Source organism: Erythrobacter sp. Alg231-14 (assembly GCF_900149685.1).
In the GTDB taxonomy this organism is placed as follows: domain Bacteria; phylum Pseudomonadota; class Alphaproteobacteria; order Sphingomonadales; family Sphingomonadaceae; genus Erythrobacter.
Map to the genome: position 1 here is coordinate 1,924,823 of NZ_LT702999.1, position 23,801 is coordinate 1,948,623.

General features: G+C 57.7%; 22 protein-coding genes. 11 read left to right on the forward strand and 11 right to left on the reverse strand.

What is annotated here, in order from left to right; all coding sequences use genetic code 11:
* Positions 1-30 precede the first annotated feature (30 nt).
* Positions 31-543 (forward strand): DUF1993 domain-containing protein, encoded by a 513-nt coding sequence (locus BQ8290_RS09190; RefSeq protein WP_337661270.1) that lies wholly within the window; start codon positions 31-33, stop codon positions 541-543.
* A gap of 26 nt (positions 544-569) precedes the next feature.
* On the opposite strand, the gene BQ8290_RS09195 is transcribed toward BQ8290_RS09190, so the two are convergent.
* From BQ8290_RS09195 to BQ8290_RS09210, 4 genes are read right to left on the reverse strand one after another with little or no spacing between them, the layout of a single operon-like run.
* Positions 570-1,139: a gamma carbonic anhydrase family protein gene (locus BQ8290_RS09195; protein ID WP_108789521.1), complete on the reverse strand. Its 570-nt coding sequence runs from the start codon at positions 1,137-1,139 to the stop codon at positions 570-572.
* Positions 1,136-1,693, reverse strand: coding sequence for a GNAT family N-acetyltransferase (locus BQ8290_RS09200; protein ID WP_108792209.1), 558 nt, complete (start codon positions 1,691-1,693; stop codon positions 1,136-1,138). The genes BQ8290_RS09195 and BQ8290_RS09200 overlap by 4 nt, the downstream gene beginning before the upstream one ends.
* 5 nt (positions 1,694-1,698) lie before the next feature.
* Positions 1,699-2,694 carry a porphobilinogen synthase gene (gene hemB / locus BQ8290_RS09205; protein WP_108792211.1) on the reverse strand — a complete coding sequence of 332 codons (996 nt, stop codon included), beginning with the start codon at positions 2,692-2,694 and terminating at the stop codon, positions 1,699-1,701.
* Positions 2,695-2,747: 53 nt separating this feature from the next.
* Positions 2,748-4,508, reverse strand: a complete 1,761-nt coding sequence (locus BQ8290_RS09210) for a peptidoglycan DD-metalloendopeptidase family protein (RefSeq protein ID WP_337661271.1) — start codon at positions 4,506-4,508, stop codon at positions 2,748-2,750.
* 379 nt (positions 4,509-4,887) lie between these two features.
* On the opposite strand from BQ8290_RS09210, the gene BQ8290_RS09215 reads away from it, so the two are divergent.
* The 6 genes from BQ8290_RS09215 to BQ8290_RS09240 all read left to right on the forward strand — a co-directional run bounded on the left by BQ8290_RS09215 (position 4,888) and on the right by BQ8290_RS09240 (position 10,452).
* Positions 4,888-7,521, forward strand: a complete 2,634-nt coding sequence (locus tag BQ8290_RS09215; RefSeq protein WP_108792215.1) for a helicase-related protein — start codon at positions 4,888-4,890, stop codon at positions 7,519-7,521.
* Between the two features lie 56 nt (positions 7,522-7,577).
* Positions 7,578-7,829: a S4 domain-containing protein gene (locus BQ8290_RS09220; protein WP_108792217.1), complete on the forward strand. Its 252-nt coding sequence runs from the start codon at positions 7,578-7,580 to the stop codon at positions 7,827-7,829.
* A 77-nt stretch (positions 7,830-7,906) separates the two neighbouring features.
* The gene (gene fdxA / locus BQ8290_RS09225; RefSeq protein ID WP_108789523.1) at positions 7,907-8,245 is read left to right on the forward strand and encodes a ferredoxin FdxA; all 339 of its coding nucleotides are present in this window, start codon (positions 7,907-7,909) and stop codon (positions 8,243-8,245) included.
* Positions 8,246-8,523: 278 nt separating this feature from the next.
* Positions 8,524-9,057, forward strand: coding sequence for a CarD family transcriptional regulator (locus BQ8290_RS09230; protein ID WP_108789525.1), 534 nt, complete (start codon positions 8,524-8,526; stop codon positions 9,055-9,057).
* A gap of 167 nt (positions 9,058-9,224) precedes the next feature.
* Positions 9,225-10,052 carry a GIN domain-containing protein gene (locus tag BQ8290_RS09235; RefSeq protein WP_108789527.1) on the forward strand — a complete coding sequence of 276 codons (828 nt, stop codon included), beginning with the start codon at positions 9,225-9,227 and terminating at the stop codon, positions 10,050-10,052.
* A 70-nt stretch (positions 10,053-10,122) separates the two neighbouring features.
* On the forward strand, positions 10,123-10,452 hold the full coding sequence (locus tag BQ8290_RS09240; protein WP_108789529.1) for a hypothetical protein: 330 nt from the start codon (positions 10,123-10,125) through the stop codon (positions 10,450-10,452).
* Here BQ8290_RS09240 and BQ8290_RS09245 read toward each other — a convergent pair.
* Entirely contained in the window at positions 10,449-11,423 is a 975-nt protein-coding gene (locus BQ8290_RS09245) for an L-threonylcarbamoyladenylate synthase (RefSeq protein ID WP_108792219.1), read from the reverse strand. The two genes, BQ8290_RS09240 and BQ8290_RS09245, sit on opposite strands and share 4 nt — an antisense overlap.
* Positions 11,424-11,515: 92 nt before the next feature.
* Between BQ8290_RS09245 and BQ8290_RS09250 the strand changes: the two genes are divergently transcribed.
* Positions 11,516-13,258, forward strand: a complete 1,743-nt coding sequence (locus BQ8290_RS09250) for an acyl-CoA dehydrogenase family protein (RefSeq protein WP_108789531.1) — start codon at positions 11,516-11,518, stop codon at positions 13,256-13,258.
* A 5-nt stretch (positions 13,259-13,263) separates the two neighbouring features.
* A complete protein-coding gene (locus BQ8290_RS09255) occupies positions 13,264-14,088 on the forward strand; it encodes a DUF815 domain-containing protein (protein ID WP_108789533.1) in 825 nt (274 codons plus the stop codon).
* A gap of 6 nt (positions 14,089-14,094) precedes the next feature.
* Here BQ8290_RS09255 and BQ8290_RS09260 read toward each other — a convergent pair whose 3' ends face one another.
* Positions 14,095-15,570, reverse strand: a complete 1,476-nt coding sequence (locus BQ8290_RS09260; protein WP_108789535.1) for a PQQ-dependent sugar dehydrogenase — start codon at positions 15,568-15,570, stop codon at positions 14,095-14,097.
* A 61-nt stretch (positions 15,571-15,631) separates the two neighbouring features.
* Between BQ8290_RS09260 and BQ8290_RS09265 the strand changes: the two genes are divergently transcribed.
* Positions 15,632-16,129: a GAF domain-containing protein gene (locus BQ8290_RS09265; protein ID WP_337661272.1), complete on the forward strand. Its 498-nt coding sequence runs from the start codon at positions 15,632-15,634 to the stop codon at positions 16,127-16,129.
* A gap of 201 nt (positions 16,130-16,330) precedes the next feature.
* Positions 16,331-17,287: a hypothetical protein gene (locus BQ8290_RS09270; RefSeq protein ID WP_108789537.1), complete on the forward strand. Its 957-nt coding sequence runs from the start codon at positions 16,331-16,333 to the stop codon at positions 17,285-17,287.
* Positions 17,288-17,323: 36 nt separating this feature from the next.
* On the opposite strand, the gene BQ8290_RS09275 is transcribed toward BQ8290_RS09270, so the two are convergent.
* The 5 genes from BQ8290_RS09275 to BQ8290_RS09295 all read right to left on the reverse strand — a co-directional run bounded on the left by BQ8290_RS09275 (position 17,324) and on the right by BQ8290_RS09295 (position 23,789).
* Positions 17,324-20,119: a carboxypeptidase-like regulatory domain-containing protein gene (locus BQ8290_RS09275; RefSeq protein WP_108789539.1), complete on the reverse strand. Its 2,796-nt coding sequence runs from the start codon at positions 20,117-20,119 to the stop codon at positions 17,324-17,326.
* Positions 20,120-20,164: 45 nt separating this feature from the next.
* Positions 20,165-21,007: a fimbrial biogenesis chaperone gene (locus BQ8290_RS09280; RefSeq protein ID WP_337661273.1), complete on the reverse strand. Its 843-nt coding sequence runs from the start codon at positions 21,005-21,007 to the stop codon at positions 20,165-20,167.
* 230 nt (positions 21,008-21,237) lie between these two features.
* Positions 21,238-21,777: a DUF4402 domain-containing protein gene (locus tag BQ8290_RS09285; RefSeq protein ID WP_337661274.1), complete on the reverse strand. Its 540-nt coding sequence runs from the start codon at positions 21,775-21,777 to the stop codon at positions 21,238-21,240.
* A 243-nt stretch (positions 21,778-22,020) separates the two neighbouring features.
* Positions 22,021-22,920 carry a ParB/RepB/Spo0J family partition protein gene (locus BQ8290_RS09290; protein WP_108792225.1) on the reverse strand — a complete coding sequence of 300 codons (900 nt, stop codon included), beginning with the start codon at positions 22,918-22,920 and terminating at the stop codon, positions 22,021-22,023.
* 92 nt (positions 22,921-23,012) lie between these two features.
* On the reverse strand, positions 23,013-23,789 hold the full coding sequence (locus BQ8290_RS09295; protein ID WP_108789543.1) for an AAA family ATPase: 777 nt from the start codon (positions 23,787-23,789) through the stop codon (positions 23,013-23,015).
* Positions 23,790-23,801 lie beyond the last annotated feature (12 nt).

Genomic DNA, 23,801 nt, shown 5'->3' on the forward strand with positions numbered 1-23,801 from the left:
TACGTTTCAATTCGCAACTGGAGAAACACTTTGACCCTCTACGATCAATCCATCGCCGTTTATCGCACCCGTATCGACACCATGATCGGTATGCTGACCAAAGCCGAAGCGCACGCCAAAGGCGACGCTCTATTGGAAAGCCGATTGGCGGATGACATGCACCCTTTGGCCACACAGGTCCGGTTTGTGACCAATCTTCCCGGTGAAGCTTTGCCCCGACTGATGGGCCGCGAATTCACGTCGCGCGATGACAATGAAACCACAATCGCTGGCGCCAAAGCGGCATTGGTTGAAACCACCGCCTTGTTGGATGGCATCACAGCCGACGCATTAGTTGCGCCAGACGACACCGTCGTCCTTTCCATACCCAACGGGATGGAATTTACGATGAAAGCGGAAGAATATGTCCGCGATTGGTCGCTGCCCAATTTCTATTTTCACCTCACCACCGCGTATGCCATCCTAAGGATGGAAGGGGTGGAATTGGGCAAGGCCGATTTCGTCCCGCACATGATGAAATATATGACCAAAGGGCCTGGTTGAGGATTCAGGCGATCGGCGCCGGGTGATCAACCTGCGCCGATCGCTGATTTATGATGCTTTGCGTTTTCGGCGTAATGCGCTGTGCCAATCTTCATCCCGGCGATCGCGGCATCGTTTAGCTCTTTGAGTTTCTTCGCCGGGCGACCAGCCCACAATTCGCGCGGGCCCATCACTTTGCGCTCCGTCAACATGGCGCCCGCGGCCAACATCGCATCAGAACCGATGACCGATTTGTTCATGGCAATCGCGCCCAAACCGACAAAACCACGATCTTCGATCCGACATCCATGCACCATCGCCATATGACCGATTAGGACATCATTACCGATGATAAGTGGGCTGCCTTCGTCGTCGCCGGGTCGCGGCGGATCGCAATGCAGCACGCTGCCATCTTGGACATTGCTGCGTTCACCGATGCGGATCGAGAAAACATCGGCGCGCACCACACAATTGTACCAGATCGAACTGCCCGCACCGATCTCGACGTCCCCGATAATCGTCGCGCCGGGAGCAATGAAAGCGGTCTCGTGGATTTTCGGCGTTTTGCCGTGGATCGAAATGATGTTTGCACCGGGATGCGCGTCGGATTGAATCATAATTGTGTGCTTTCCCATGAATCTTTGTCGATCGAATAGACGATGATCTTGCCCGCGTCGGCATCAAATTCATCGTTGGCAAAATCCAAATCTTCGCGTCGGCGCATGCCCAGCCGAATCATCAAACCCCAACTTGGTGTATTGGCGTCAACGGTAAGGGCGATCACTTCCTCCGCGCCGAACTTTGCAAATGCGACGTCCAATGAGGCGATGGCCGCTTCTTTGGCGTAGCCGTGTCCCCACGCTTCTTCGCGCAGCCGCCAACCGACCTCCATCATATCCATCGGCCCGCCAGCTTGGTTGCTGCGTTTTAGCCCACAAAAGCCCAACAGCATGCCGTCGCTCTTGCGTTCGACCACCCAAAAGGTGTGGCTGTGTTCGGCCTGATAGGATTCCAATCGCGCGCGCGCGCCGGCCATGCCATCTTCGTCAAGAACCCCGCCAAGCCATTCCATGACGGCGACCGTGTTGGTGGCTTGCCAAAATTCTGCCCAATCACCCTCTCGCCAATCGCGCAGGATCAACCGGTCTGTTTCGTGGCGGAAATCGACCATCGCGATCAACCAAGCATCAACCGCGCAGCGACCGGTGCGTGGTAGGTCAAAACCCCGCTGCACCCGGCACGTTTAAACGCCAACAGCGTTTCGAGAACCAAAGCATCGCGATCGCCTGCACCCGCAGCGGCGGCGGCTTCGATCATCGCGTACTCGCCGCTCACTTGATACGCAAAAACCGGCACACCGAAGGCGTCCTTTACCCGGCGCGCAATATCGAGATAGGCGAGGCCCGGTTTGACCATCACGCTGTCGGCGCCCTCTGCCAGGTCAAATTCAACCTCGCGCAGAGCTTCATCAGAATTGGCCGGATCCATCTGATAGCTTTTCTTGTCACCTTTAAGCAGGCCGCCCGATCCCACCGCTTCGCGGAATGGGCCGTAAAACGCGCTCGCATATTTGGCGGCGTAGCTCATGATTTGAACGTTGTGATGGCTGCCCATTTCAAGCGCCATACGGATCGCGCGGATGCGTCCGTCCATCATATCCGACGGGGCGATAATATCGGCGCCGGCCTCGGCTTGATTGATGGCTTGATCGACCAAAACCGCGACCGTGTCATCATTGGTGACGTACCCTTTGTCATCCAACAATCCATCTTGGCCGTGGCTGGTGTAAGGGTCGAGCGCGACATCGGTTAAAACGCCAATGTCATCGCCACACGCGTCTTTGATCGCGCGAATTGCGCGGCACATCAAATTGTCGGGATTGTGCGCCTCGGCGCCATCATCGGTGCGCCGGTCCGGTTGTGTGTTGGGGAACAGCGCGACAACAGGAATGCCCAATTCCACTGCTTCCTTTGCACGCGCGACGATTCCATCGACCGACCATCGCGACACCCCCGGCAGCGATCCAATCGGATCTTCCACTCCACTCCCTTCGGTGACGAATAGGGGCCAGATGAGATCAGCGGGCGTGATCAAGGTTTCGCGATGGAGCGAACGGCTCCAGCCGCTTGCTCGGGTGCGGCGCAGTCGCGTGTTGGGATAGCTTCCAGTCATGCGATCGAGTGTTGCAGGAATTTCGCGCACTGATCAATTGAATCAGAGGTCGATTAATCGGGTGCTTGGGTTTGACCAATCTTTTCGATCTCGCGCAGCGGCTCTTCCACTTCGCTGGCCAAAGGCTCCAAATCTTCGAGCGCGGCGCCCACGCCGATCTCTCTTAGGTCGATCAAACGACGGCGGAAATCGATCAGTTCGGTGCCCGACAGGACCGAGCGGGTGACGAAATCGACGCTGGCCGGGTTGATTGCTCGTCCGCCGCGATACATTTCGTAGTGCAAATGCGGTCCGGTGGAGAGGCCGGTCGAACCGACATAACCAATGACTTGGCCACGGCGTACCTGTTGACCGCGGCGAACCGCCATCCGGCTCATATGGCAATATCGGGTGGCCAAACCGCCGCCATGATCCAATTTGACCGCATTGCCGCACCCGCCTGCGCGACCGGCGGATTGGACGCGACCATCGGTGACTGCAACGATGGGCGTACCGTGACCGGCGCGGAAATCCATTCCCGAATGCATCCGGCGATATCCCAAGATCGGGTGGCGACGCATGCCGTATCGCGATGAAATCGGCCCGGGTACCGGCGCGACAAGACCCCTGCGTTGTTCACCAACGCCAGACGCCTCGTAAAAAAGCCCTTCGGATCCCCAACGCACCAATTGCGTCTTCGGCTCTCCCGAACGATCGACCCCAGCGTACAGCAATTGACCGGCCTGACGTTCACCGGTGGCGGCGCGGCGATAGGCGATGATGATGTCGAATTCATCGGTCGCGCGCACTTCGCGATCCATATCGATTTTGTCGTCTAGCGCGCGCAAATAGTCCTGAACCGCGCTGGCCGGGACGCCTGCTGCGCGCATAGATCGGTACATGCTTGAACCAACTTGGCCGCGAATCCGCAACGGTGTGTCATCGACCCGAATAACATTCCGCGCCAAAGACAGTTCGCCGCCCTGTTGAATCTCTTCTGCGGTCGGAACCGCTTGTCGGCCAATCTCCAATTCCAAATCAAATCGGGCGCGGAATTTGAGAGCGTCTAGCGGGCGCGGCGCCCCCGGCTCGGCGCGGCGGCCCAAAACGATGTCAATTTTCGTGCCCGGTTCAATTTCAGAAACCGGCATGGCGCCGCCGATTAACGCGCTGACCCGGCCAATATCCGTCGATGAAACGCCGGCGCGGCGCAGCATGCTGGCGAAACTATCGCCAGCAGCCAATGTAGCGATCAATTCAATTCGCGGCCGCTCGGGCGCGTTTTCAAGCGGAATGACATCGGCGGTTGGGCCCATGCGCCGCCCGCTATCGGCACCCAATGCCAAAGGCATGATCATCTGGCTGCGAAATTCGTCGCGAATATCGGGATCGGCGGGCATCGCGGCGCGCGCTTCCAACGGAGTGAGATTGGGCCAAAACGCGATCGCAACCGCACCCAGGGCGACCATCGTTCCAATTCCGCGAAACCACCGTCGGCTGCCGATGTTCTCGGCCAAGTCTGGGGCGAGGTCGATTTGTTCAAACCACGCGCCTACGCCCAATTTCCATTCGTCATACCGTTCGCCCCACCCAGAAACTCTGGCGAGCATTTGCCGTTTGGCCTTTTGCCCCTTTGTAGGGACAACCAATTGGCGGGAACTTTGGAAATATGGCGCGATTTCGCGGACGGTCTGCGCATCCACCCGCGCCGGTTGTTCATGCGGGGCAGGTTGGATGTCATCGCGGCGCGCATCATCCCCACCCGTTTCCGGGTCTTGGCCAGAATTGTTCTGGTTTGGGATGTCGTTGGGATGATCCAATTGGTCTGCTCTCAAACGTGATTGCTCGTTGTATTTTCGCTCTTGGGCGCTGGCCCGAAACGTTGCCCGCTTCAAGGCCCTTTGCGGGCTCCGTTGCAGCGGACATGACTCATGGCCAATTGTCTTGGCCAATCAAAGTAAATGTGCACTTAACCCGCGATCAGCTGAGTCTCGCATGCGGTAGGGTGTTTCCCGTAGGGGTTCGACGGCGGCATATTCCCCGAAATTTGGCGTGGATGACGGGATTGCCCCTTTCCAAGAAGCCTGACAAAAAGCGGGCGTGACCCCTCATTCCACCCCACAGAATTTCAACAGAAACGGCCGAGACGACAGCCGCGTTCGCGCCGTGTTGGGGCCAACCAATACGGGCAAGACGTATCTGGCGATTGAACGGATGTGCGGGCATTCTTCCGGCATGATGGGATTTCCGCTGCGTTTGTTGGCGCGCGAAGTCTATGACCGGGTCCGCGCAATCAAGGGGGACGATGCCGTTGCCTTGATCACGGGGGAACAGCGGATTGAACCGCCCAATGCCCGCTATTTCCTCTGCACGATGGAGGCGATGGATCGGTTGGGCGCGGGTAAGAACGGACGTCATGCGTTTGTAGCCATTGATGAGGCGCAGATCGGTGCCGATCCCGAACGCGGCCACATTTTTACCGATCGATTGTTGAACGCGCGCGGCCGCGAGGAAACGATGATCCTCGGCTCCGCCACGCTGGAACCGATTGTCCGCAAATTGATCCCCGAAGCGGAAATGGTGGAGCGGCCGCGGTTTTCCACTTTGACCCATTCGGGAAGTGCGAAATTGTCCCGCCTGATGCCGCGCAGCGCGGTCGTCGCGTTTTCGGTGGAGCAAGTCTACGCCATGGCGGAGGCTTTGAAGCGGTTTCGCGGAGGCGCGGCGGTTGTGATGGGGGCATTGTCTCCGGAAACGCGCAACAAACAGGTCGAATTGTTCCAAAACGGAGAGGTGGATTACATCGTCGCCACCGATGCGATTGGGATGGGGCTCAACCTGGATTTGCATCACGTCGCCTTTGCGGCTTTGTCCAAATTTGACGGGCGGCGCAAACGGCGGCTGACCCCATCGGAAATGGCTCAGATCGCCGGGCGCGCAGGGCGCCACCAACGCGATGGCAGTTTTGGAACATTAACCGGCGGCGGAAGCCGTTCGGGCGCTCCTCTCGAATTCACCGAGGAAGAAGTGTTTGCGATTGAGGAGCACAAATTTGCCCCTCTCACCAAACTGCATTGGCGCGAGGCAGAGCCGCGCTTTGACACGATAAAAGTCCTTGTCGGAGATTTGGAATCGCGCCCACACAGCGAGGTGTTGCGCGGCGCACCCGAAGCGATTGATCTGTCGGTCCTGAAGCGATTGGCCAGCGAGCCTTTGGCCGAAACCATCAAAGGTTCGGGCAGCGTCCGGCGGTTTTGGGAGGCGTGTTCGCTTCCCGATTTTAGACAGGTCGGCGTTGACCCGCATGCACGATTTGTTGCGCGCTTGTGGCAAGACCTCCAAGGGGGCTATCTGGGTGCGGATTTCGTTGCTGCGCGGATCGCGGAATTGGATCGCACCGCAGGCGACATTGATACATTGCAAGGCCGGATAGCCGCGATCCGATCTTGGGCCTATATCTGCCAACGGCCCGATTGGGTCTTGGCACGCGACGAAATGGCCGCGCGAGCCCGCGCGGTCGAAGCTAAACTATCCGATGCGCTCCACGCTCGGCTAACTGAACGGTTCGTCAACCGGAGGACGACAATTTTGATGAAATCGCTGGGACAAGACGGGACAGCATTGCCCGTCACTCTCGAACTAACAGGCGCCCTTACCGTAGAAGGGGAAACCATTGGCAAGCTCGATGGGTTTCGGTTTGTGGTCGACCCGAATGCCGGGATTGAAGATCGAAAAATGTTGCTGGCCGCCGGTGAAAAGGCGCTGCCGGGCATTTTGGCACAGCGAGCGCAATGGTTGTTGACCGAAGGCGCGGATGAATTGGCAATCGAAGGCGGAGCCATCCGTTGGCAAGGTCAATCGATCGCTACGATCACAATGCCGGATGATTTTGGCGCTGCCCGGCTGCAATTGTCGCGCGATGTCTCTGTTTTACCCGAAGCGGCAAAAACCCAGCTCGAAAAAGGGTTGATGGAATGGCTTACGAAACAGCTTGAACCGCTGGTGCCGCTGCAAAAACTGGCCGAAGCGGCGCGCGATCCCAAAGCGGGCAGCGAGGCGCGCGCTTTGTTGATCACCTTGATCGATGCGCGCGGCGTGATCAGCCGGGAAAAAGCCGGACTTGAGCATCTTCCCAAAGAAATGCGCCCATTCTTGCGGCGTTTGGGCGTTACATTTGGCGCGTTGGACATTTTCGCCGCGCCTCTTTTAAAGCCAGGACCGCGACGGCTTTTGCACGCGCTGGCCCTCGACACCCGGCCTTTGCAAGAGATGATGTTGCCGGTTCTGGCCGAATCGAAAACCGTCCCAGCGGGATACCGTCCAGCCGGTGGTCAATTGATTCGGGTCGATTTGGCGGAGAAGATTTTGCGCGCCGCATTTGATGCCCGGGCAAAAGCGACCACCGCCGGGTCAAAGGAACGCAATGCGCGATTCCGATTGAACTTGGCCCTGCCGATTTCGATTGGGCTAGAGGAAGAAAATGCACGCCGGTTGCTGGGCAGCGCCGGATTCAGGCTGCAACGCGCGCGCACCTTGGCAGAGGGAGCGTCAGGCCCGCCCGCACCCGACAGTTGGACGTGGCGCCCGCGTCGCGCCGGTGACAATGATCGTCGCCAAGACAAGCGTCGGGATCATCGGCGCAACAATCAGGCCGGCAATCCAAAGGCGAAAGCCAAACCGAACACCGGTCGGGAGGCAAACGGCGGAGGCCCTTCGCACAAAGGGAAAAAGACGAACCACCACGACAAAGGCCGCGGCAAAGGGGGCAGACCCCAACCCAAACACGACACCGGCCCCGCCCGCGCAAGCGGCGCGTTTGACGGTTTGGCGGATTTGCTTGGCGGATGAAGCATTGCTCAGATCAAACATTCAATGACAATCCCAACGGGGCATCTCGCCCCGAAATGCGGATCGATCGCCTGCTTGTTTATCTGAGATTTGCCCGAACCCGATCGGTCGCTCGCGACATGATTGAGGCTCACGCTTTGCGGCGGAATAGAAAACATGTGCTGCGCGTGAGTGAGATGATCGCTATCGGAGACGTGCTCACGATGATGGTCGGTAACGAAGTGCGGGTGATCCAAGTCTTGTCTCTACCACAGAGGCGTGCATCTTCGGCGCTTGCCAAGTCTCATTATCGCGAGCTTGACCCTTAGGCCCTATTGCCTTTAGCAGCGCCGCAACTTGTATTTCTGGCCTTGCTGGCCAAACGCCTTGTAATGAAAGACGCCCAATGACTTACGTCGTCACCGATGACTGCATCAAATGCAAATACACCGACTGTGTCGAAGTGTGCCCGGTTGATTGTTTTTACGAAGGCGACAACATGCTGGTGATCAATCCCAGCGAATGCATCGATTGCGGCGTTTGTGAACCCGAATGCCCCGCCGAAGCGATTCTTCCTGATACCGAAGATGGTCTGGAAAAATGGCTTGAGCTGAACACCAAGTATTCGGCCGCTTGGCCCAACATCACCGGTCAGAAAGAACCGCCCGCAGACGCGGACGATTTCAAAGGCCAAAAGGGCAAGTTCGAGAAATACTTTAGCGAAGCACCCGGCGAAGGGGATTAATCCTTCCTCCTTGCGATCATGCGATCGCACCCGATTCTAACCGCGCGATACCGTGCGAATCAGGCGGACTCGCAATAATGTTGCGATTGTGTTATAGAATCCTGCAACCCGCGCCGGCTGGTCCCGGCGTAGGCGATGACAATTAGAAAGGCCATCACCCAGCAACCTTAGCCTGAAACGGTTTTGAACCGGCCCTTGCCACCTCTCTTCCGGGTGCAGGACCGCTAAGAACATCGTCTGTTTCATGCCTGTTGGACGGTCGCAAGAAAGGAATCCGCATGGCAAGCAATGCGCCCGCATTCGCCGTAGGCGATTACGTTGTTTACCCAAAGCACGGCGTTGGCCGCGTGATGGAATTGCAGAACGAAGAAATCGCAGGAATGCAGCTTGAGCTGTATGTTCTGCGCTTCGAAAAAGAGCGCATGACCTTGCGCGTGCCGACCAACAAGGTCGAATCCATCGGGATGCGCAAATTGTCTTCGGACAAGACATTGAAAGAGGCCATGGAAACGCTGAAAGGCAAGCCCAAGGTCAAGCGGACAATGTGGTCACGCCGTGCCCAAGAATACGAAGCGAAGATCAATTCCGGTGAGATCGTTTTGATCGCCGAAGTGACACGCGATCTCTTCCGCCCTGACGATCAACCAGAGCAAAGCTATTCTGAGCGTCAAATCTTCGAAGCCGCGTCAAGCCGCTTGGCCCGGGAATTGGGTGCAATGGAAGAAACGGACGAGGCAACCGCGCTGGAGAAAATTCTCGAAGTGCTGCGCGAACACGCGCCGCAATATTACGACAATCCAGACGAGGACTAAACGCACGACGTTTTGGCTGAGGAATGCGGGGGCTGCCTATGATGGGCGGCCCCCTTTTCTATGCGTCCTGCAAACAAATTGATGCGTTAAGCTATATCTTAGCTTGCAACCCGGTCGATGGTGTATTATTTGAATAACACGCCTAGCAATTGAGTTGGAGAGCAAAAGTGATCGGAAGAATTTTCAAACGCGTTGCGCCCGCCGCAATGTTGGCCGTGGGTCTTGCATCATGCGGGTCCATGGACGTTACCATCAACGGCGAAGAGGGTGTGCCCCTCTCCGAACTGGATTTGAGCGGTGAAGCGCCGACCGAAGTGGTCGTAGCGACCAACGCAACCGTCGTTGTGACCGAAGGCGACACGTTGACCGTTACGGTTGAGAACGATGACGAAGACGCCCTACGATTTGTCCGCGATGGCGCGGTCTTCGGCGTTACGAGCGATCCCGATCTCAAAATCCGCAACGGACAGGCCATTGTCAACGTCACCATGCCTGCGCCTACGGACATTGTGATCGCCGGGTCGGGTTCGGTTCGTTCCGCAACCGTCGCACAGAACGCCGACCTTGCCATCGGCGGGTCGGGTAGCATCGCAGTCGAATCCATCGAGACGGAATCACTGTCGATATCGATCGGCGGGTCGGGCAGCGTCACGGGCGCGGGAACCACCGACACGCTTGATATTAGCATCGGCGGTTCTGGCGATGTCGACATGCCAGGCCTGAATGCGAACACAGCCAGCATTGGCATTGGCGGCGCGGGCGACGTGCAATTTGCCTCGGACGGTGAAGTGGACGCCTCCATCGCCGGATCAGGAAACATCGCCGTGAAAGGCGACGCAACCTGCACTGTTAGCGCGCTGGGTTCGGGCAAACTTGTGTGCGAACCGAATGAAACCGCTGCGGAACCAACCGCCACTGAAGACGCCGATGAAGCCGATGATGGATCGGATGAGAGCGCGGATGAAGGTGACGAAAACGACAATGCGGCCGAATAACACCGCAAAGCAACACGCGCGGGTGTAACCGCGACTTGCAATTCAGGATGGAGCGCGCAAGGTACAGGCCATGCGCGCTCCTTCTCTTTTGGGCCTTGTGGCCATTTCACTGATGGTTTCGGGTTGCTTGGTAAAAGCGGCCGCCGATGTCGTGACGGCACCCGTTCGGGTTGGCGCGCGGGCGGTTGACCTTGCCACGACCAGCCAATCCGAGGCTGATGAAAATCGCGGTCGCGAAATTCGCCGCCGCGAAGAGCGATTGGGCAAACTGGAACGCGATTATCGCAAACAAACCGAAGATTGTGAGGATGGCGACCGGGGCGCATGCCGCGATGCGCAGGAAACCTACGACGAAATTCAGGAATTGCTGCCGACCATCCCGGTCGAACGGGACGATTAATCGATCGGAGCAGCCGCGCGGCCCAAACGATCGTTGATCGCCCGGCCAATTCCGTCCTTTGGCACGGGGGCAATAGCGATCTTTTCAAAATCCGATGCCGCCGCGACGTGCAGGCAATCGTAAAGGCGGGCCGCCGCCTCTTCTACATTTCCGGATGCTGATAGTGTCACATCGCCGGGAATGCTTCCGAAACCGATGACGAATTCTTGCGGGTTCCGGTCCAATGCATTCAATCGAATTGGCTTTCCCGGTGCATAATGGCTCGCGAGTTGTCCGGGCGCTTCAACGCCCACTTTTGCGCCAACGCTCGGCTTGGGCACGGACATGGGAGTGCCAAAACATTCGCGGTGAAGCGCAGAAAGGTCGATCGGACCGGGTCGCAATTCCTCCCAAACACCGCCGTCGCGAATGGCCAAGATGGTCGATTCTACCCCGGCTTGCGTCGGACCGCCGTCCAAGACCAGATCGATCCGCCCATCCAGTGATGACAGAACATGAGCGGCGGTTGTCGGACTGATAAAGCCGCTTCGGTTGGCGGAAGGGGCGGCGAGTGGGAAATCGACCGCGCCCAGCAATTGACGCATGACCGGATGGCCGGGGCTGCGCACCGCAACCGTATTCAAACCCGCGGTCACCGCTGGGGCAAGATTGGCATCAGGTTTCGCCGGAACCACCAATGTAATGGGGCCGGGCCAGATGGTTTGTACGGCAAGGCGCGCCGATGGGCCCCATTCTGCGTATTGGGCCGCGTGATCTTGATCTTGGACATGCACGATCAACGGGTTGAAATCGGGCCGCCCTTTTGCGGCGTAGATCTTAGCCACAGCATCGGGGCTATCGGCTCTCGCGGCGAGGCCGTAAACCGTTTCGGTCGGCACCGCGACGACTCCGCCAGATTCGAGAATCTGGGCCGCCAAAGCGATTCCTTTGGGGTCCGCCTGCACCACTTCCGTAACGTTCTTGCCGCTCATCATCGCATCGCTATATTCGCCCCAAGCCTTGGCCACAATGCAGGCCGAAAAACCATGTGTTTCGACACCGCTATTTCAGGACGACACCGCCCGTGACACCTTACACTCCGCCAACCCAAGATCAGTTGCTCGCGATCCGGATCAACGCCGGAATCGAAGAAATCGCTGCATCGGAACAATTCGCCCACGCAGAGGCCGATTTGGTCGAGGCCATCGTCGAAGGCGTCGGCCAATTCGCAGCAGGCGAATTCGCACCGCTCAATCGCATCGGCGATCTCGAAGGGGCGAAACTCGAAAACGGCGTCGTGCGCCTGCCCGATGGATTCAAAGAAGCCTATGACGGCTATGTCGAACAGGGTTGGAATTCCATCGCCAGCCCAACTGAACATGGCGGGCAAGGCCTGCCCTTTACGTTGGGCTGCAATGTTTTAGAGAATCTGGGCGCGGCCAACATGGCCTTCAACCTTTTGCCAATGCTTTCCGTTGGCGCGATCGAAGCGTTGGAACACCACGGCAGCAAAGATCAACAGGCGACCTATTTGCCCGATTTGGTAAGCGGCAAATGGTCGGGAACCATGAACCTCACCGAACCAGCCGCCGGCAGCGATGTCGGCGCGCTGCGATCCACCGCAGAACCGATCACCGATGGTGAACATGCGGGCAAGTACAAAATTGTCGGCCAGAAAATCTACATCACATGGGGCGACCATGAATTGGCGGAAAACATAATCCACCTTGTGCTGGCTCGCTTGCCCGGCGCACCAGAAGGTACCCGCGGTATCTCCCTGTTTGTTGTGCCCAAATACCATGTGAACGCCGACGGTTCGCTAGGCCCGCACAACGATTTGCGCCCGGTAAGCTTGGAACACAAATTGGGGATCAACGCATCGCCAACATGTGTGATGAGTTACGGTGACAACAATGAATGCATCGGGGAGTTGGTTGGCGCGGAAAATCGCGGATTGATGGCAATGTTCACGATGATGAACAACGCCCGCATCAATGTTGGCAATCAAGGGACCCAGATCGCCGAACGCGCCACGCAACAGGCGATGACCTATGCGATGGACCGTGTGCAATCCGCGCGTGCGGGTTCGCCGGACAAAACCCCTGTTGCGATTATCGAACACCCCGATGTGCGGCGCATGATCCTGCGGATGAAAGCATTGACCGAAGGGGTTCGCGCCTTGCTCTATTACTGCGCAGGTCAGGTTGATCGCGGAACCATCGGCAACACCGACGCAAGCAATCGCGCCGAAGTGTTGGTGCCTTTGTTGAAAGCGTGGGGCACCGATGTTGGTGTCGAAGTCGCCGGGATCGGGATTCAAATCCACGGTGGAATGGGATTTGTCGAAGAGACGGGCGCCGCGCAACATTGGCGCGATTCCCGAATTGCCCCGATTTACGAGGGTACAAATGGCATTCAGGCGGCCGATCTTGTCACGCGCAAACTTGGCTTGGAAGGTGGCGACGCGATGATCAATCTTTTCGAAGAGATCACGCGCGATGCCAAATCCGAAAGCGGGCTGTCAGCCTTGGCGCAGGATTGCGCGAACGTGGCGCGATGGATGCGGGATGAGGCAAGCCTTGACGATCGCCTCGCTGGGAGCGTTCCGTTCTGCACCATGGCTTCGGTCGCGGTTGCCGGATGGCAATTGATGAAACAGGCCGAAGCGGTGGCCGCCGGCGCGGCGCCTTCGTTGCAAGAAAGCAAGCCGGTGACGGTGCGCTTCTTCCTCGATCGGATTGTCCCCGAAGCGATGGGATTGAAAGCTGGCGCAATTGCGGGCTCTGATCTGCTCTATGCGTTGACTGCGGACAAATTGGCGGGCTGATTCGCGTGACGGATAATCGCATCGTGCTGGAACGGATTGCCGATGCGTTGGAGCGATTGGCGCCCGCCGCTGTCCAACCGACGGATTGGACGTCGGCGACGGCCTTTGTTTGGGACGGGCAAAGCGCGCGCGCGGTCTTGAAACACGACTGTGTTGAGATTGATCGCCTGCGTGGGATCGACAAACAGAAGACCGCAGTTTGCGACAATCTGGCACGTCTGAAGTTGGGTGCGGCGGCCCATGACATGTTGTTGTGGGGATCACGCGGCATGGGGAAATCGGCATTGATCAGGGCCGCGGTCGCATCCGCACAAGAGCGTCATCCCGGCGCCCTAACGCTGGTGCAGATTGCGCCAAATTCGTTGGATACGCTCCCGCTTTTGATCGAAGATTTGGCCAAACAGTCCGGTGCGTTTCTGTTGTTTGTGGATGATTTGGGGTTCGATGCGGATCATGCTCAAGACAACCTTGCATTGCGCAGCCTGCTTGATGGCGGATTGGTGTCGCGCCCGCCCAATGTCCGTATCGCCGTTTCGTCCAATCGCCGCGCCATCGTGGCGCGCGACGCCGATACGAACGACCTCCTGCATGAACGCGATGAGCGCGACAATGCACTGGCTTTGGCCGATCGCTTTGGTTTGACCTTAGGCTTTCACCCGTGTGATCAATCGACATTCTTAGAAATTCTGCACGCATATACCGACCCCCTCGGATTGGAGGTCGACGCAGAAGAGGCAAACGCCTGGGCTATATCGCGAGGCAGCCGTTCGGGGCGCACAGCGTATCAATTCGCCGTGGAATTGGCCGGCAGAGCGGGCCTGCCCTTGTAGATCGCGTTATTGCGGAGCGCCTTGCCGAAGATAATCCTCTTCAAACGTAGCGCGCGGATCGACCAATTCGCCTTGCGGCCGCAAAGGCGGGCCGGATAGACGCTCAATCCCTGATCCCGCCGCGCTATCGGGGGCAAGCGTTCGCCAAATGATACCCGCCGTATCGTCCGATACCAACAGGGATCCGTCGCCAGCCCACTCAACCCATGTTGGCCGCCCTTTGGTCGTACCATCTTCGTTGAGAAAGCCCGTCAGAACCGGAACAGGAGCACCTTGCGGATTGCCGCGTTCATCAAAATCGACATAGACCACATCGTATCCCGATGGCGGTTTGCGGTTCCACGATCCGTGCCGCGCCACAAACGCGCCCGATGCCATTGCATCCCCCATCCGATGGCCTTCTGCGGTGAACACCAATCCCAACGCCGCAACATGCGGGCCAAGCGCGTATTCCGGATTGCGCGTGTATTCGATCAAATAAGCCGGCATCGGAGTTTCGACGCGGCGATCAATGTTGTTCTTATAATAGACCCATGGCCAACCGTAATTTGACCCGACGGGAACATTGGTCAGGTAATCCGGGACCAAGTCAGAGCCGAGCATATCCCGCTCATTTACGGTCGTCCAAAGCTCTCCCGACCACGGGCTGAAATCCAATCCATTCGGGTTGCGCAGGCCCACCGCGAATTGTCGGTAACTGCCCGATTCAAGGGTGTATTCCCAAATCATCGCCCGGCCTTGTTCGACCTCCATGCCCGATTCGCCAATATTGCTGACGGAACCCACTGCGACGTAAAGCCGATCGCCATCCGGATGCAGTTCGACATTGCGCATCCAGTGACCGCCGCCACCCGGCAAATCCAACAATTTGCGCGCTTCGCCTGTGACCGTCTCGTCACCCAAGGCATAATCGAACGCGATCACGGCGTTGTGATTGGCGACATACAAAGTGTCATCAAGCCAGCTCATACCCGATGGGGAATCGAGCCCATCCGTCGCGATCACTTGATTGATTTCGGCAACGCCATCGCCGTCGTCATCACGCAACAGGACGATTTCATTGGCCGACGCGCCGGATGCACCGGCTTCGGAAAAGAGATAGCCAGCAACCCAATTGCGAACAGTTGCCATCACGCCGTCATCACTTTCGCCATCGGGCGCAGGGGCGCGTGTCAGAGTGACCAACACATCGCCATTCGGCAGCGCGTACAAAACACGCGGATGATCCAACCCTTCGGCAAATCGATTGACGGTCAGCCCTTCCGCAGCGTCGGGCGATTGATCGGATTCCCATCCGACAGGCTTAGCAATCTGAACCGTGGGGAAGCTCTCCGCCTCCGGTTCTGCCAAGACCGGATCCGTGCCGGCAACGGCATCCACCGTTAATTCGGCGGTGTCCCCGCGCGAAAGATAAAACAGCCCAGCGCCCAAAACGACGATAAAGACGAGGACGGCGATTGCGAGTTTGCGAAAAATACCCATAGGATGTGGGATAGGTCAGCAAGCCGCTGGCGACAACTGGATATCTCAAGAGGATCAAATTGTGTTCGATTTCAAATCCGATCCGAATCTCGATCCGACGGAGCGATATCGCCAACTATGCGAGGCGGCCGACGCTCTCACACATGATGAATCCGATGCCGTCGCCAACATGGCCAATGTCGCCGCTCTGCTGTGGGAATTTGTGCCGGACCTAAATTGGGCCGGATTTTACCGTGTTGGAACCAATGCAAAGGGTGCGCCTGAATTGGTGCTCGGCCCATTTGTCGGTCGTCCTGCATGCATCCGCATACCAATCGGCGTCGGCGTGTGCGGCGTTGCGGCCAAAGATGCGACCACGCAACGCGTTGAAGATGTTCACGCATTTCCAGGTCACATTGCGTGTGATGCAGCCAGCCAATCCGAATTGGTTGTGCCGGTCATCCGCGATGGCGCGGTTGTCGCGGTTGTCGATCTCGACAGTCCAAAGACAAGCCGATTTAGCGAAGAAGACGCCGAAGGCATCGAAGCATTGGCGCAATTGTTGTCGGCGCGGATCTAAAACCCCACCGAAACTGCATCAGAATCCAGCGATATTCGCCGGAATTGCCACGGCATTTGCAGAATTGTGCCTTCTTTCGCCCCGAAACGAGACAGCTACGCCGTGCCGCTTGGCCGGGCGCGATCATAACTGGTAAATCCCTTGGTAACCAATCGACATATTGCGTGGATGCGAGTCGCACCACAGTTCTGGGGAATAGACATGACATTCAACGCCAATTCACGCCGCACTATGACGGGCATCGCAATCGCCGCTGCGGCTGTGGCCCTCCCCTCTATCGCTCAGGCACAAGTCACCGTCCCAATGGGACCGGATGAAGTACAGACATTGCCGCCGGAATATCAAACCGGTCCGGCGCTTCAAAACGGTGCCGTTGCGTCAATCGGCGCCGATGGAGTCGAAACAATCACGCGCACTCGGCGGATTGAAAGCACCGTGGCGTATCCCGGCGCGGCACCCACACATGAAGTGCACACGGAGGTGTACGAGACCGAATACGGACACGGCTACGCTCAGGCACCGGCGCATCATGGATACGCCCCCGCAGGTTATGCCCCTGCCACCGCAGTTTTCGAACGCGATCAATGGCTTGATGAATGCGAACGCCGCACCAACGGACGCGGCAACGGCGAAAAAGGCGGCATTATCGGCGGTCTGCTGGGCGCGATTGCGGGTGGCATTATTGGAAATCGCGCATTTGATTCGGAGCGTTTGGGCGGAACCCTGCTGGGCGCGGGCGTCGGCGGCCTAGGCGGCGCACTTCTCGGCAGCATTATCGGTGGTGGTCGTGACGATCGCGGCAATTACGATTGCGAAGCGGCTCTTGACGGATACATTTCGCAATACGGATATGGCGGGCATCGCATTGCAACGCGCGCGATCCCAGCACCGGCCTATCAAACATACGCGCCCGCGCCTCAGGGATATTACGCCCACGCGCCAGCTTATCATCACCAATACACATACGCACCACCGCAACAGGTCGTGTATGTTCCGGTGCAAGTCTATCAACAACAACGCGTGGTCGTTCGCGAAACCGTTCGTGAAGAATACGTCCCTGGCGCGGCGCGCACGGTTCCGGCACCTGCTCCGGTTGCCCTGCCCGCACCACGTCCAGCCCCGCGTCCCGCACCACCGCGTTACGTCAAAGGCAATTGATCGCATCGGAAAATTGCGGCCGTCGGGCGCTGGATTCTAATCTGGCCGGACGGCAGCGATAACCGGGCCGCTCTCTATGGGAGCATTGGGGCTGTTTTCGGGGATCAACCGGATCGTGCCGAAGCGCACGACATCCTGATGACGGTTCAACGTAAACACGCGGCGGCCATCCGGCATTTGAAGGGGCGCAGCCACTTTCAAAGCTGTGGCAGATTCTTCAGAGATTATAACGCGGTACTGCCCATAGGGCACGCGCTGGAACAGGAAGAACCCGTCAAATTCGCTAAGGGTTTGGGCGACAACCGCGCCGCGATTGTCCACCAATTCAACCCGTACGCCCGGTTGTTGTACGCCGGATGCGTTGAGGATCGTTCCCTCCACTTCGCCCGTGGGTGATATGGGAAGTTCGATCTGAGCCACGATGCCGGGACGCGGAGTTAAAACAACGCCCTTGTTTGACGGAGCAAGGAATGGATCATCCAACGAGGCTTCGTCTATTCCAACAAGGACCGGCCGGAATGGGCGCAGATCATCGACGATCGCCCGACCATTTTCGCCCGTTATCGCATCGGTGCTGCGCAATCCAGCTTCAACCTGCACATCGCGCAGCACATCTTCACCGGGATCGCGGCGCGCATTACCATTGTCATCGCGGAATACGGTGACAGCGGCTTGCCCGCTTCGCGCAAGCTTGTTGTTGGTGACCCGAACGCCGCCGGACACGGGATCTGGGCCAAGGCTAAATGCCAGTTGGACCGAAGCACCAATCCCGCCGGTCGAAGTCACGAAGGCATCACCGCGGAGCGAGAATTCTTCAAACCGCCGAGTATAGCCAGCCGTCAAACGGAATTCATCGACGCGCGCGGTGTAGTCGAGCTGCCCCTGCAATTCGGCATTCTCGCCAAAATCGGTGTCGAGACGGACGGTCGCGCTTTCCAATCCTTTGTCTGGGCCGCTGGTCAGGAACGTTGCGTTGCCGCGAACGCGGAAATCTTTGAAGCGCGAGTTCGCAAGAAGGCGGATGCGGGTATCGGTGCTCGCCGGAGTAGACGGGCTGGCCGTGCGTTGTTGATGGCTCAGTTGCGCAGACAAGGCGAAGCGCCCCGCGGTCACGGATGTCGTCATTAGTAATTCGTTAACTTCTGACCCATCTTTTTGTTTTGTGTGGGAAATATCCGCCTGGAGCGGCAGTGATATCTTACCAAGAGCCAACGATGTGTCGAAATTGAAGCCCGCGCGGTAGTCGATAGACCCTTCGGCGAACTCACTTGTGAAATCTCCGAATGAAACCAATGCATTAGCGCCGAAGTTGAACCGTCCAATTCGGCCAAGCGCGTTCGCTTCGGCGACCGAACCGGCCCCAAATTCATGCGCAGCGGCCAATTCCAGCTGAACTGCGCCCAAAGATCGCATAACGGCACCTTCCGCATATCTGCGGCGGGCCCCGTCAAAGTATAGGCTTTGCACGCCAAGGCGAGCGCTGGTCCTTTGATCAAGGCCGCGTTCTACGCCTACCCCCCATCGCCATTTTTGCGGACCGAGCTGAATGCCGGTGCCAAGATCAAACAAATCTCGGTTGTCCTGCAATATCCCGGCCCAATAATAGGTTTCGCCGGGTTCGATCTGGTTGAAGCCGATAGGAACCGACGTTTTGTCGCGTCGGATTTGCCCTTGCGGACCGTACAAGACCACTTCGAGTTCGTTGCGGCCAAAATACAATTCGACGTCGATGAATTCATAGCGTCCATCGCCGCGATCGTCCTGAAACGCCAACAATTGGCCGTTTCGATAAAGCTCTGCGTCCCATCCGCCGGGCAACGTGCCCCGCAAAGTGGTTGTTGAGAAACGCGAACTCTGTCCCAGAGGGCGATTGGTGACAAACGCACCGCGACCAATCGCGGTTTGGCCCGTCAATCGCCCAGGAATGGTCTCCACATCACCAATAGCAACCTGTGTGGCGTCCAACGGTCCCAAAAGACCGCCTTCTGGTGCGTTGCGATAGGCCCGTAGGCGCACGGTTTGTGGGTTCAATTGATCGTCGGTGGCGATGCGCGCAAAATAGCTCGCGCCAACGGCTTCACCGGCTGCATACAGCTCTACGCGGCCCTCGGCGCCGCTCTGGCTCCCCTCCCCAGTCCGGACGCCCGCTTGCGCGACCACGTCGAGCGACGGGGTCCGCCATGCGCGGTATTCCATATCGGCGCTGGGATATTGGGATAGATCGAATTGTGCGGGGCGCGTACGAAGTCGCGCGGCGCGACTTCTGCGTTCAATCGCCTGCATAAATGGCAAATCTTCGTCGGATTCCAGCCGAACGATCGCGTTGTAGAGATCGGGTCGGAATGTCAGACCAAACCATTGCGACAACGCGTCGGTATCAACGCACCACCCCTCTGGCGTGTCGTAAATGTCTTCTGAAACGGGCGCTCGCCCTGTGTTCACGTTTTGTACCGTTCCAGCGGCGCGATCGAGGGTGAATTGTTGATCCTCCGCGAACAACCAACCAGTTGCGCGGCGCGACTGTTTGTCGATGCGGATGGGTAGATCGAGCGATTGGATCACATCAGCCAGATCCAAACAGATACCGCGGTCCGTTTGATAGCCGCGAACATCGTAAGTCAGCTTGAAATTCTCGATAACCAGCTGAAGGAAAAGGAAATCATCGTCATTGGCCTGCCATGACGGCACGGCGGCACTTGACGAGGGCGCGTGGCGCGTTTCGGCAGGTTCAGAGGCAGTTTGCGCCATGCCGGGCGTCGCGGTCGCAAACGCACCAAACGCCGCTGCGAAGCTCGCAACGGCGTTCAATGTTTTATGGCGAAACGCAATCATCAATAGGTCACCGCGGCAGGGTCAACTGCCGGATCGGTGGCTCCCTTAACCCAGGAAACTGTCCACGGCGGCGATCAAGCCTCCGCCGGCTTCGGGCATTTCGCGGTATTCAATCCGAACTTGGCCGTTGAACTTGGCCGCTTGCTCTGGAGTCAAACGGACGCGGACCTGGCGTTCGTCCAATTCTGGATAGACGGCTAGACCGCGCAACAACAAAATTGGGTCTTCCTCGCCCGGTTTGGTCACGGATAGGACGCCATAGGTCGAGCTTTCCCCGGCGCGACTGATTGACATCGCAAATTCGGGACCGTTTTCGCCGTTAATGATACTGGGCTGGTTGATGGCGACTTGCGCTTCGACGCGGCCCTGTCGAACGATGATGGGAATGGTCACACCATAGATCGGGATCAATTGGATAGAGACGCCTTCGGCCGGCTCATCGCTTTGAGTCACTTCGCGAGCGCGCGGGATCGCCTTGAACGACATATGCACGCGGTACTCACCATCCGCGAGATCAGCGCCCGGCCGCGCGGCAAGCCGCACAGCCTGTGGTTGGCCCGGTGGAAGCGTGATCCGGCGCGGGGCGTAGCGAATCATACCCAGCGCTGCCTCTTCGTCAGAGTTTGCGTCGGTCCGTTCAACCGGAACCAATCGCCCGTTCTCCATCATCCGACGGAGCTCAAGACCAATACGGTATGTCGCTTCTTCGGAACCAATATTGCTGAGAATGACCTCAGTTCCGCGTGAACCATCTAAGATAACGCGCGTTGGCGCGACCAACAGGTCGCCCTGCGCCTGGGCGGGTGTGTGTGCGATCAATGCTGCCGTGGAGAGCGCAAGGATTGCGGCGGTCCGACGAGTAAAATTCCGTAGTGTTTTGAATGACATCGCGTAACTGGCTCCGTTTGCAGATTGCCAAGATAATGCCGACAACCCGCGTAGTTTCACGGATGTTAGTAAGTGATTAGGGTTAAGAAGGTTTAAACCATGATGACTTTGGGCCACCCTCGCCCCCTGAATTTCGCGCGCTGCAAACACAAAAAGAGCCGCGCTCCCGGGGGAGAGCGCGGCTCTAACTGTTTAAACGTGATCAGCGCGTTGCCGCGCCGGTCAAACGCTTAGGAATATTCAACCGAAACAACGAATGTGCCGTCGAATTGGCCGGCTTCTTCGGTGCCGTCGAGAGTGATCGTGCCACCCACTGAGAATGCACCGTCGCCAGCGCCGTCAAGCGTGACTTCTGGACCGGTTGCGCCGTTCGCGCTCGACGAGAAAGCCGAGAGTTCGATGGCGTGCTGAGTCGCAGTCGCTGGTGTGTAGCTAGGGTGACGCAGTTCAACCGAACCGGTTGGCAGGTTGATGGTCACGGCTTTGTTTGCTGTGCCTTCGACAGTGAAATCAGCAACGCCGGTTGTGCCCGAGCATACGATGTCTGGGTCGGAGCATGTGAGCGTGCCATCAGAAGCAAGAGTGACAGCACCGCCGCCGCTTACAACCATGGCTCCGAAATCGAGGCCGCTGTTGTTGTTGAGCACGAGTGCTTCAAGTACTTCTGCAGTTGCGTCCGCAGTTGCTGTGTCTGCGTGAGCAGCTGAGCCCATGCCGAGAGCTGCAAACATTGCGATACCGGCGGCGCTAAAACGAATGGTCTTGTTCATATTCTGGTCCTTCAAAGCGTAGTCTTGTCCCGTTGCACGCATGATTGGACAGATCTTCGAATCGGACCGATCAATCATACTTGCCGAACAGGTTTGGTGGCCCGTTCGCCTTCTCTAGGTATGATTGCGGAGTTCAGCCTTCGTATTCAGGTATGGTTACCCGGCTGTTAGGAATCAGGGCGATAGTAAGCATAACCGCAGGGTTTCTGCGGGTTGCAGAGCAAAAAGTGGTGGAATTCCAGCTTAAATATCGCCGCCGGTTAGTCGCTGACAAACAAGATCCAGCTGGTCCAAAGTGCCATATCTTATCGTAATGGCACCCGATTTGGGATCCGGATCGGCCTTGATTCGCACCGTTAGACCAAGAAATTCTTCAAGGTGACGCTGAACAGCTTCGATATCGGCGTTTTCTGCCGGGGCAAGAATTGGTGCAGCGGTGGCTGTGTTGCCCTTCACGCTTTTGGCGACCTTGCGGACAAGCTTTTCGATCTCTCGCACCGAAAGATTGTCGTTCACCGCCTTCTCAGCCAGGTTTGCGGCATCGTCTTGGCCAATAAGAGCGCGAGCATGGCCCATAGACAGGCGCCCACGCTCGACAAGATCAAGAACCGCTTCGGGTAGACCTAGAAGCCGTTGAATGTTCGCGACATGGCTACGCGATTTCTCAACCATGCGGGCGATCTCTGCTTGGGTCATCCCCTCGCCGTCTGACAATCGTTGATAGGCGCGCGCCTCTTCAACCGGGTTCAAATCTTCGCGTTGAAGGTTCTCAATCAAAGCGAGCGCCATAACCTCACGCTCATCCAAATCGCGAACCAAAGCGGGGATTTCGTGCAGGCGCGCCTTTTGCGCCGCGCGCCAGCGGCGTTCACCGGCGACCAATTGGTACTTCCCCTTGGCCAAGGGGCGCACGATAATCGGTTGAATAACACCGCGTTTCGCAATCGATGCGGCCAATTCTTCAAGCGCATCTTCGTCAAAATGTTTGCGCGGGTTTCCGGGCAGCGGCTCAATCGACGCAACAGAAAGCGAATTGAGCGGCGAATCGGAGCTTTTGCCCGATGACGCAGGGTTGGAAGCCGATGCCCCGCCCGCAGAACCACCGGAGCGAACCAAAGGCTCTTCTCGTTGAGTTTCGCCCATCAAGGCGCCCAAACCCTTACCCAACTTCTTCTTACGGTCGGCCGGGCTGCGCTGTGGGACGGAAAAACGGATCGGATCGGATGGGTTCTTGCTCACGCGGCTTGCCTTTCAGGCGGGAAACGGCCGATCAACTCACGCGCCAATGCAATATAGGCGCGGCTGCCGACGCAGGAATGGTCATAAACAAGCGCCGGTAAGCCATGGCTGGGCGCTTCGGATAGGCGGACATTGCGTGGGATAACGGTTTCAAACACCAAATTCCCCAGACAATCGCGAACGTCATCGGAAACCTGATCGGTAAGCCGATTGCGGCGATCGTACATCGTCAACGCGACGCCGATAATGTCCAAATCGGGATTAAAACGTTGTTGAACACGCTCAACCGTCTGCAAAAGCTGACTCAATCCCTCCAACGCAAAGAATTCGCACTGCAATGGCACCAAAAGCGTATCCGCCGCGCAAAGCGCGTTCAGCGTCAAAAGACCCAATGATGGCGGACAATCGATGAAGCAAATTTCATGTTCGGTGTGTTCAGCCAACGCTGTGCGCAACCGCGCCGTCCGTTCTTCAACAGAAACAAGCTCAACCTCAGCCCCGCTAAGATCAACAGTGGCCGGGACGATATCCAATCCTGGTATGTTGGTTTCCACCACCGCATCAGCCAACGGCACTTCATCGACCAGCAAGTCGTAGCTTGAAACGTCTCGCGCGCTCGCATCGACGCCCAACCCTGTGGATGCGTTCCCTTGGGGATCAAGGTCAATGAGCAGTGTGCGCCAGCCTGTAGCCGCCATTGCCGTCGCCATATTGATAGCAGTGGTGGTTTTCCCCACCCCGCCCTTTTGATTGGCAATGGCAATTGTCAGCATGGCAAACTCCCA

What these genes read in the sequence shown, in the direction of transcription:
- BQ8290_RS09270 (WP_108789537.1), top strand. Translation starts at nt 16,331, where the DNA reads ATGACATTCAACGCCAATTCACGCCGCACTATGACGGGCATCGCAATC.
- BQ8290_RS09195 (WP_108789521.1), bottom strand. Translation starts at nt 1,139, where the DNA reads ATGATTCAATCCGACGCGCATCCCGGTGCAAACATCATTTCGATCCAC.
- BQ8290_RS09275 (WP_108789539.1), bottom strand. Translation starts at nt 20,119, where the DNA reads ATGATTGCGTTTCGCCATAAAACATTGAACGCCGTTGCGAGCTTCGCA.
- BQ8290_RS09200 (WP_108792209.1), bottom strand. Translation starts at nt 1,693, where the DNA reads ATGGTCGATTTCCGCCACGAAACAGACCGGTTGATCCTGCGCGATTGG.
- BQ8290_RS09215 (WP_108792215.1), top strand. Translation starts at nt 4,888, where the DNA reads ATGTGCGGGCATTCTTCCGGCATGATGGGATTTCCGCTGCGTTTGTTG.
- BQ8290_RS09285 (WP_337661274.1), bottom strand. Translation starts at nt 21,777, where the DNA reads ATGAACAAGACCATTCGTTTTAGCGCCGCCGGTATCGCAATGTTTGCA.
- BQ8290_RS09260 (WP_108789535.1), bottom strand. Translation starts at nt 15,570, where the DNA reads ATGGGTATTTTTCGCAAACTCGCAATCGCCGTCCTCGTCTTTATCGTC.
- BQ8290_RS09290 (WP_108792225.1), bottom strand. Translation starts at nt 22,920, where the DNA reads ATGGGCGAAACTCAACGAGAAGAGCCTTTGGTTCGCTCCGGTGGTTCT.
- hemB (WP_108792211.1), bottom strand. Translation starts at nt 2,694, where the DNA reads ATGACTGGAAGCTATCCCAACACGCGACTGCGCCGCACCCGAGCAAGC.
- BQ8290_RS09230 (WP_108789525.1), top strand. Translation starts at nt 8,524, where the DNA reads ATGGCAAGCAATGCGCCCGCATTCGCCGTAGGCGATTACGTTGTTTAC.
- BQ8290_RS09240 (WP_108789529.1), top strand. Translation starts at nt 10,123, where the DNA reads ATGCGCGCTCCTTCTCTTTTGGGCCTTGTGGCCATTTCACTGATGGTT.
- BQ8290_RS09280 (WP_337661273.1), bottom strand. Translation starts at nt 21,007, where the DNA reads ATGTCATTCAAAACACTACGGAATTTTACTCGTCGGACCGCCGCAATC.
- fdxA (WP_108789523.1), top strand. Translation starts at nt 7,907, where the DNA reads ATGACTTACGTCGTCACCGATGACTGCATCAAATGCAAATACACCGAC.
- BQ8290_RS09220 (WP_108792217.1), top strand. Translation starts at nt 7,578, where the DNA reads ATGCGGATCGATCGCCTGCTTGTTTATCTGAGATTTGCCCGAACCCGA.
- BQ8290_RS09245 (WP_108792219.1), bottom strand. Translation starts at nt 11,423, where the DNA reads ATGAGCGGCAAGAACGTTACGGAAGTGGTGCAGGCGGACCCCAAAGGA.
- BQ8290_RS09295 (WP_108789543.1), bottom strand. Translation starts at nt 23,789, where the DNA reads ATGCTGACAATTGCCATTGCCAATCAAAAGGGCGGGGTGGGGAAAACC.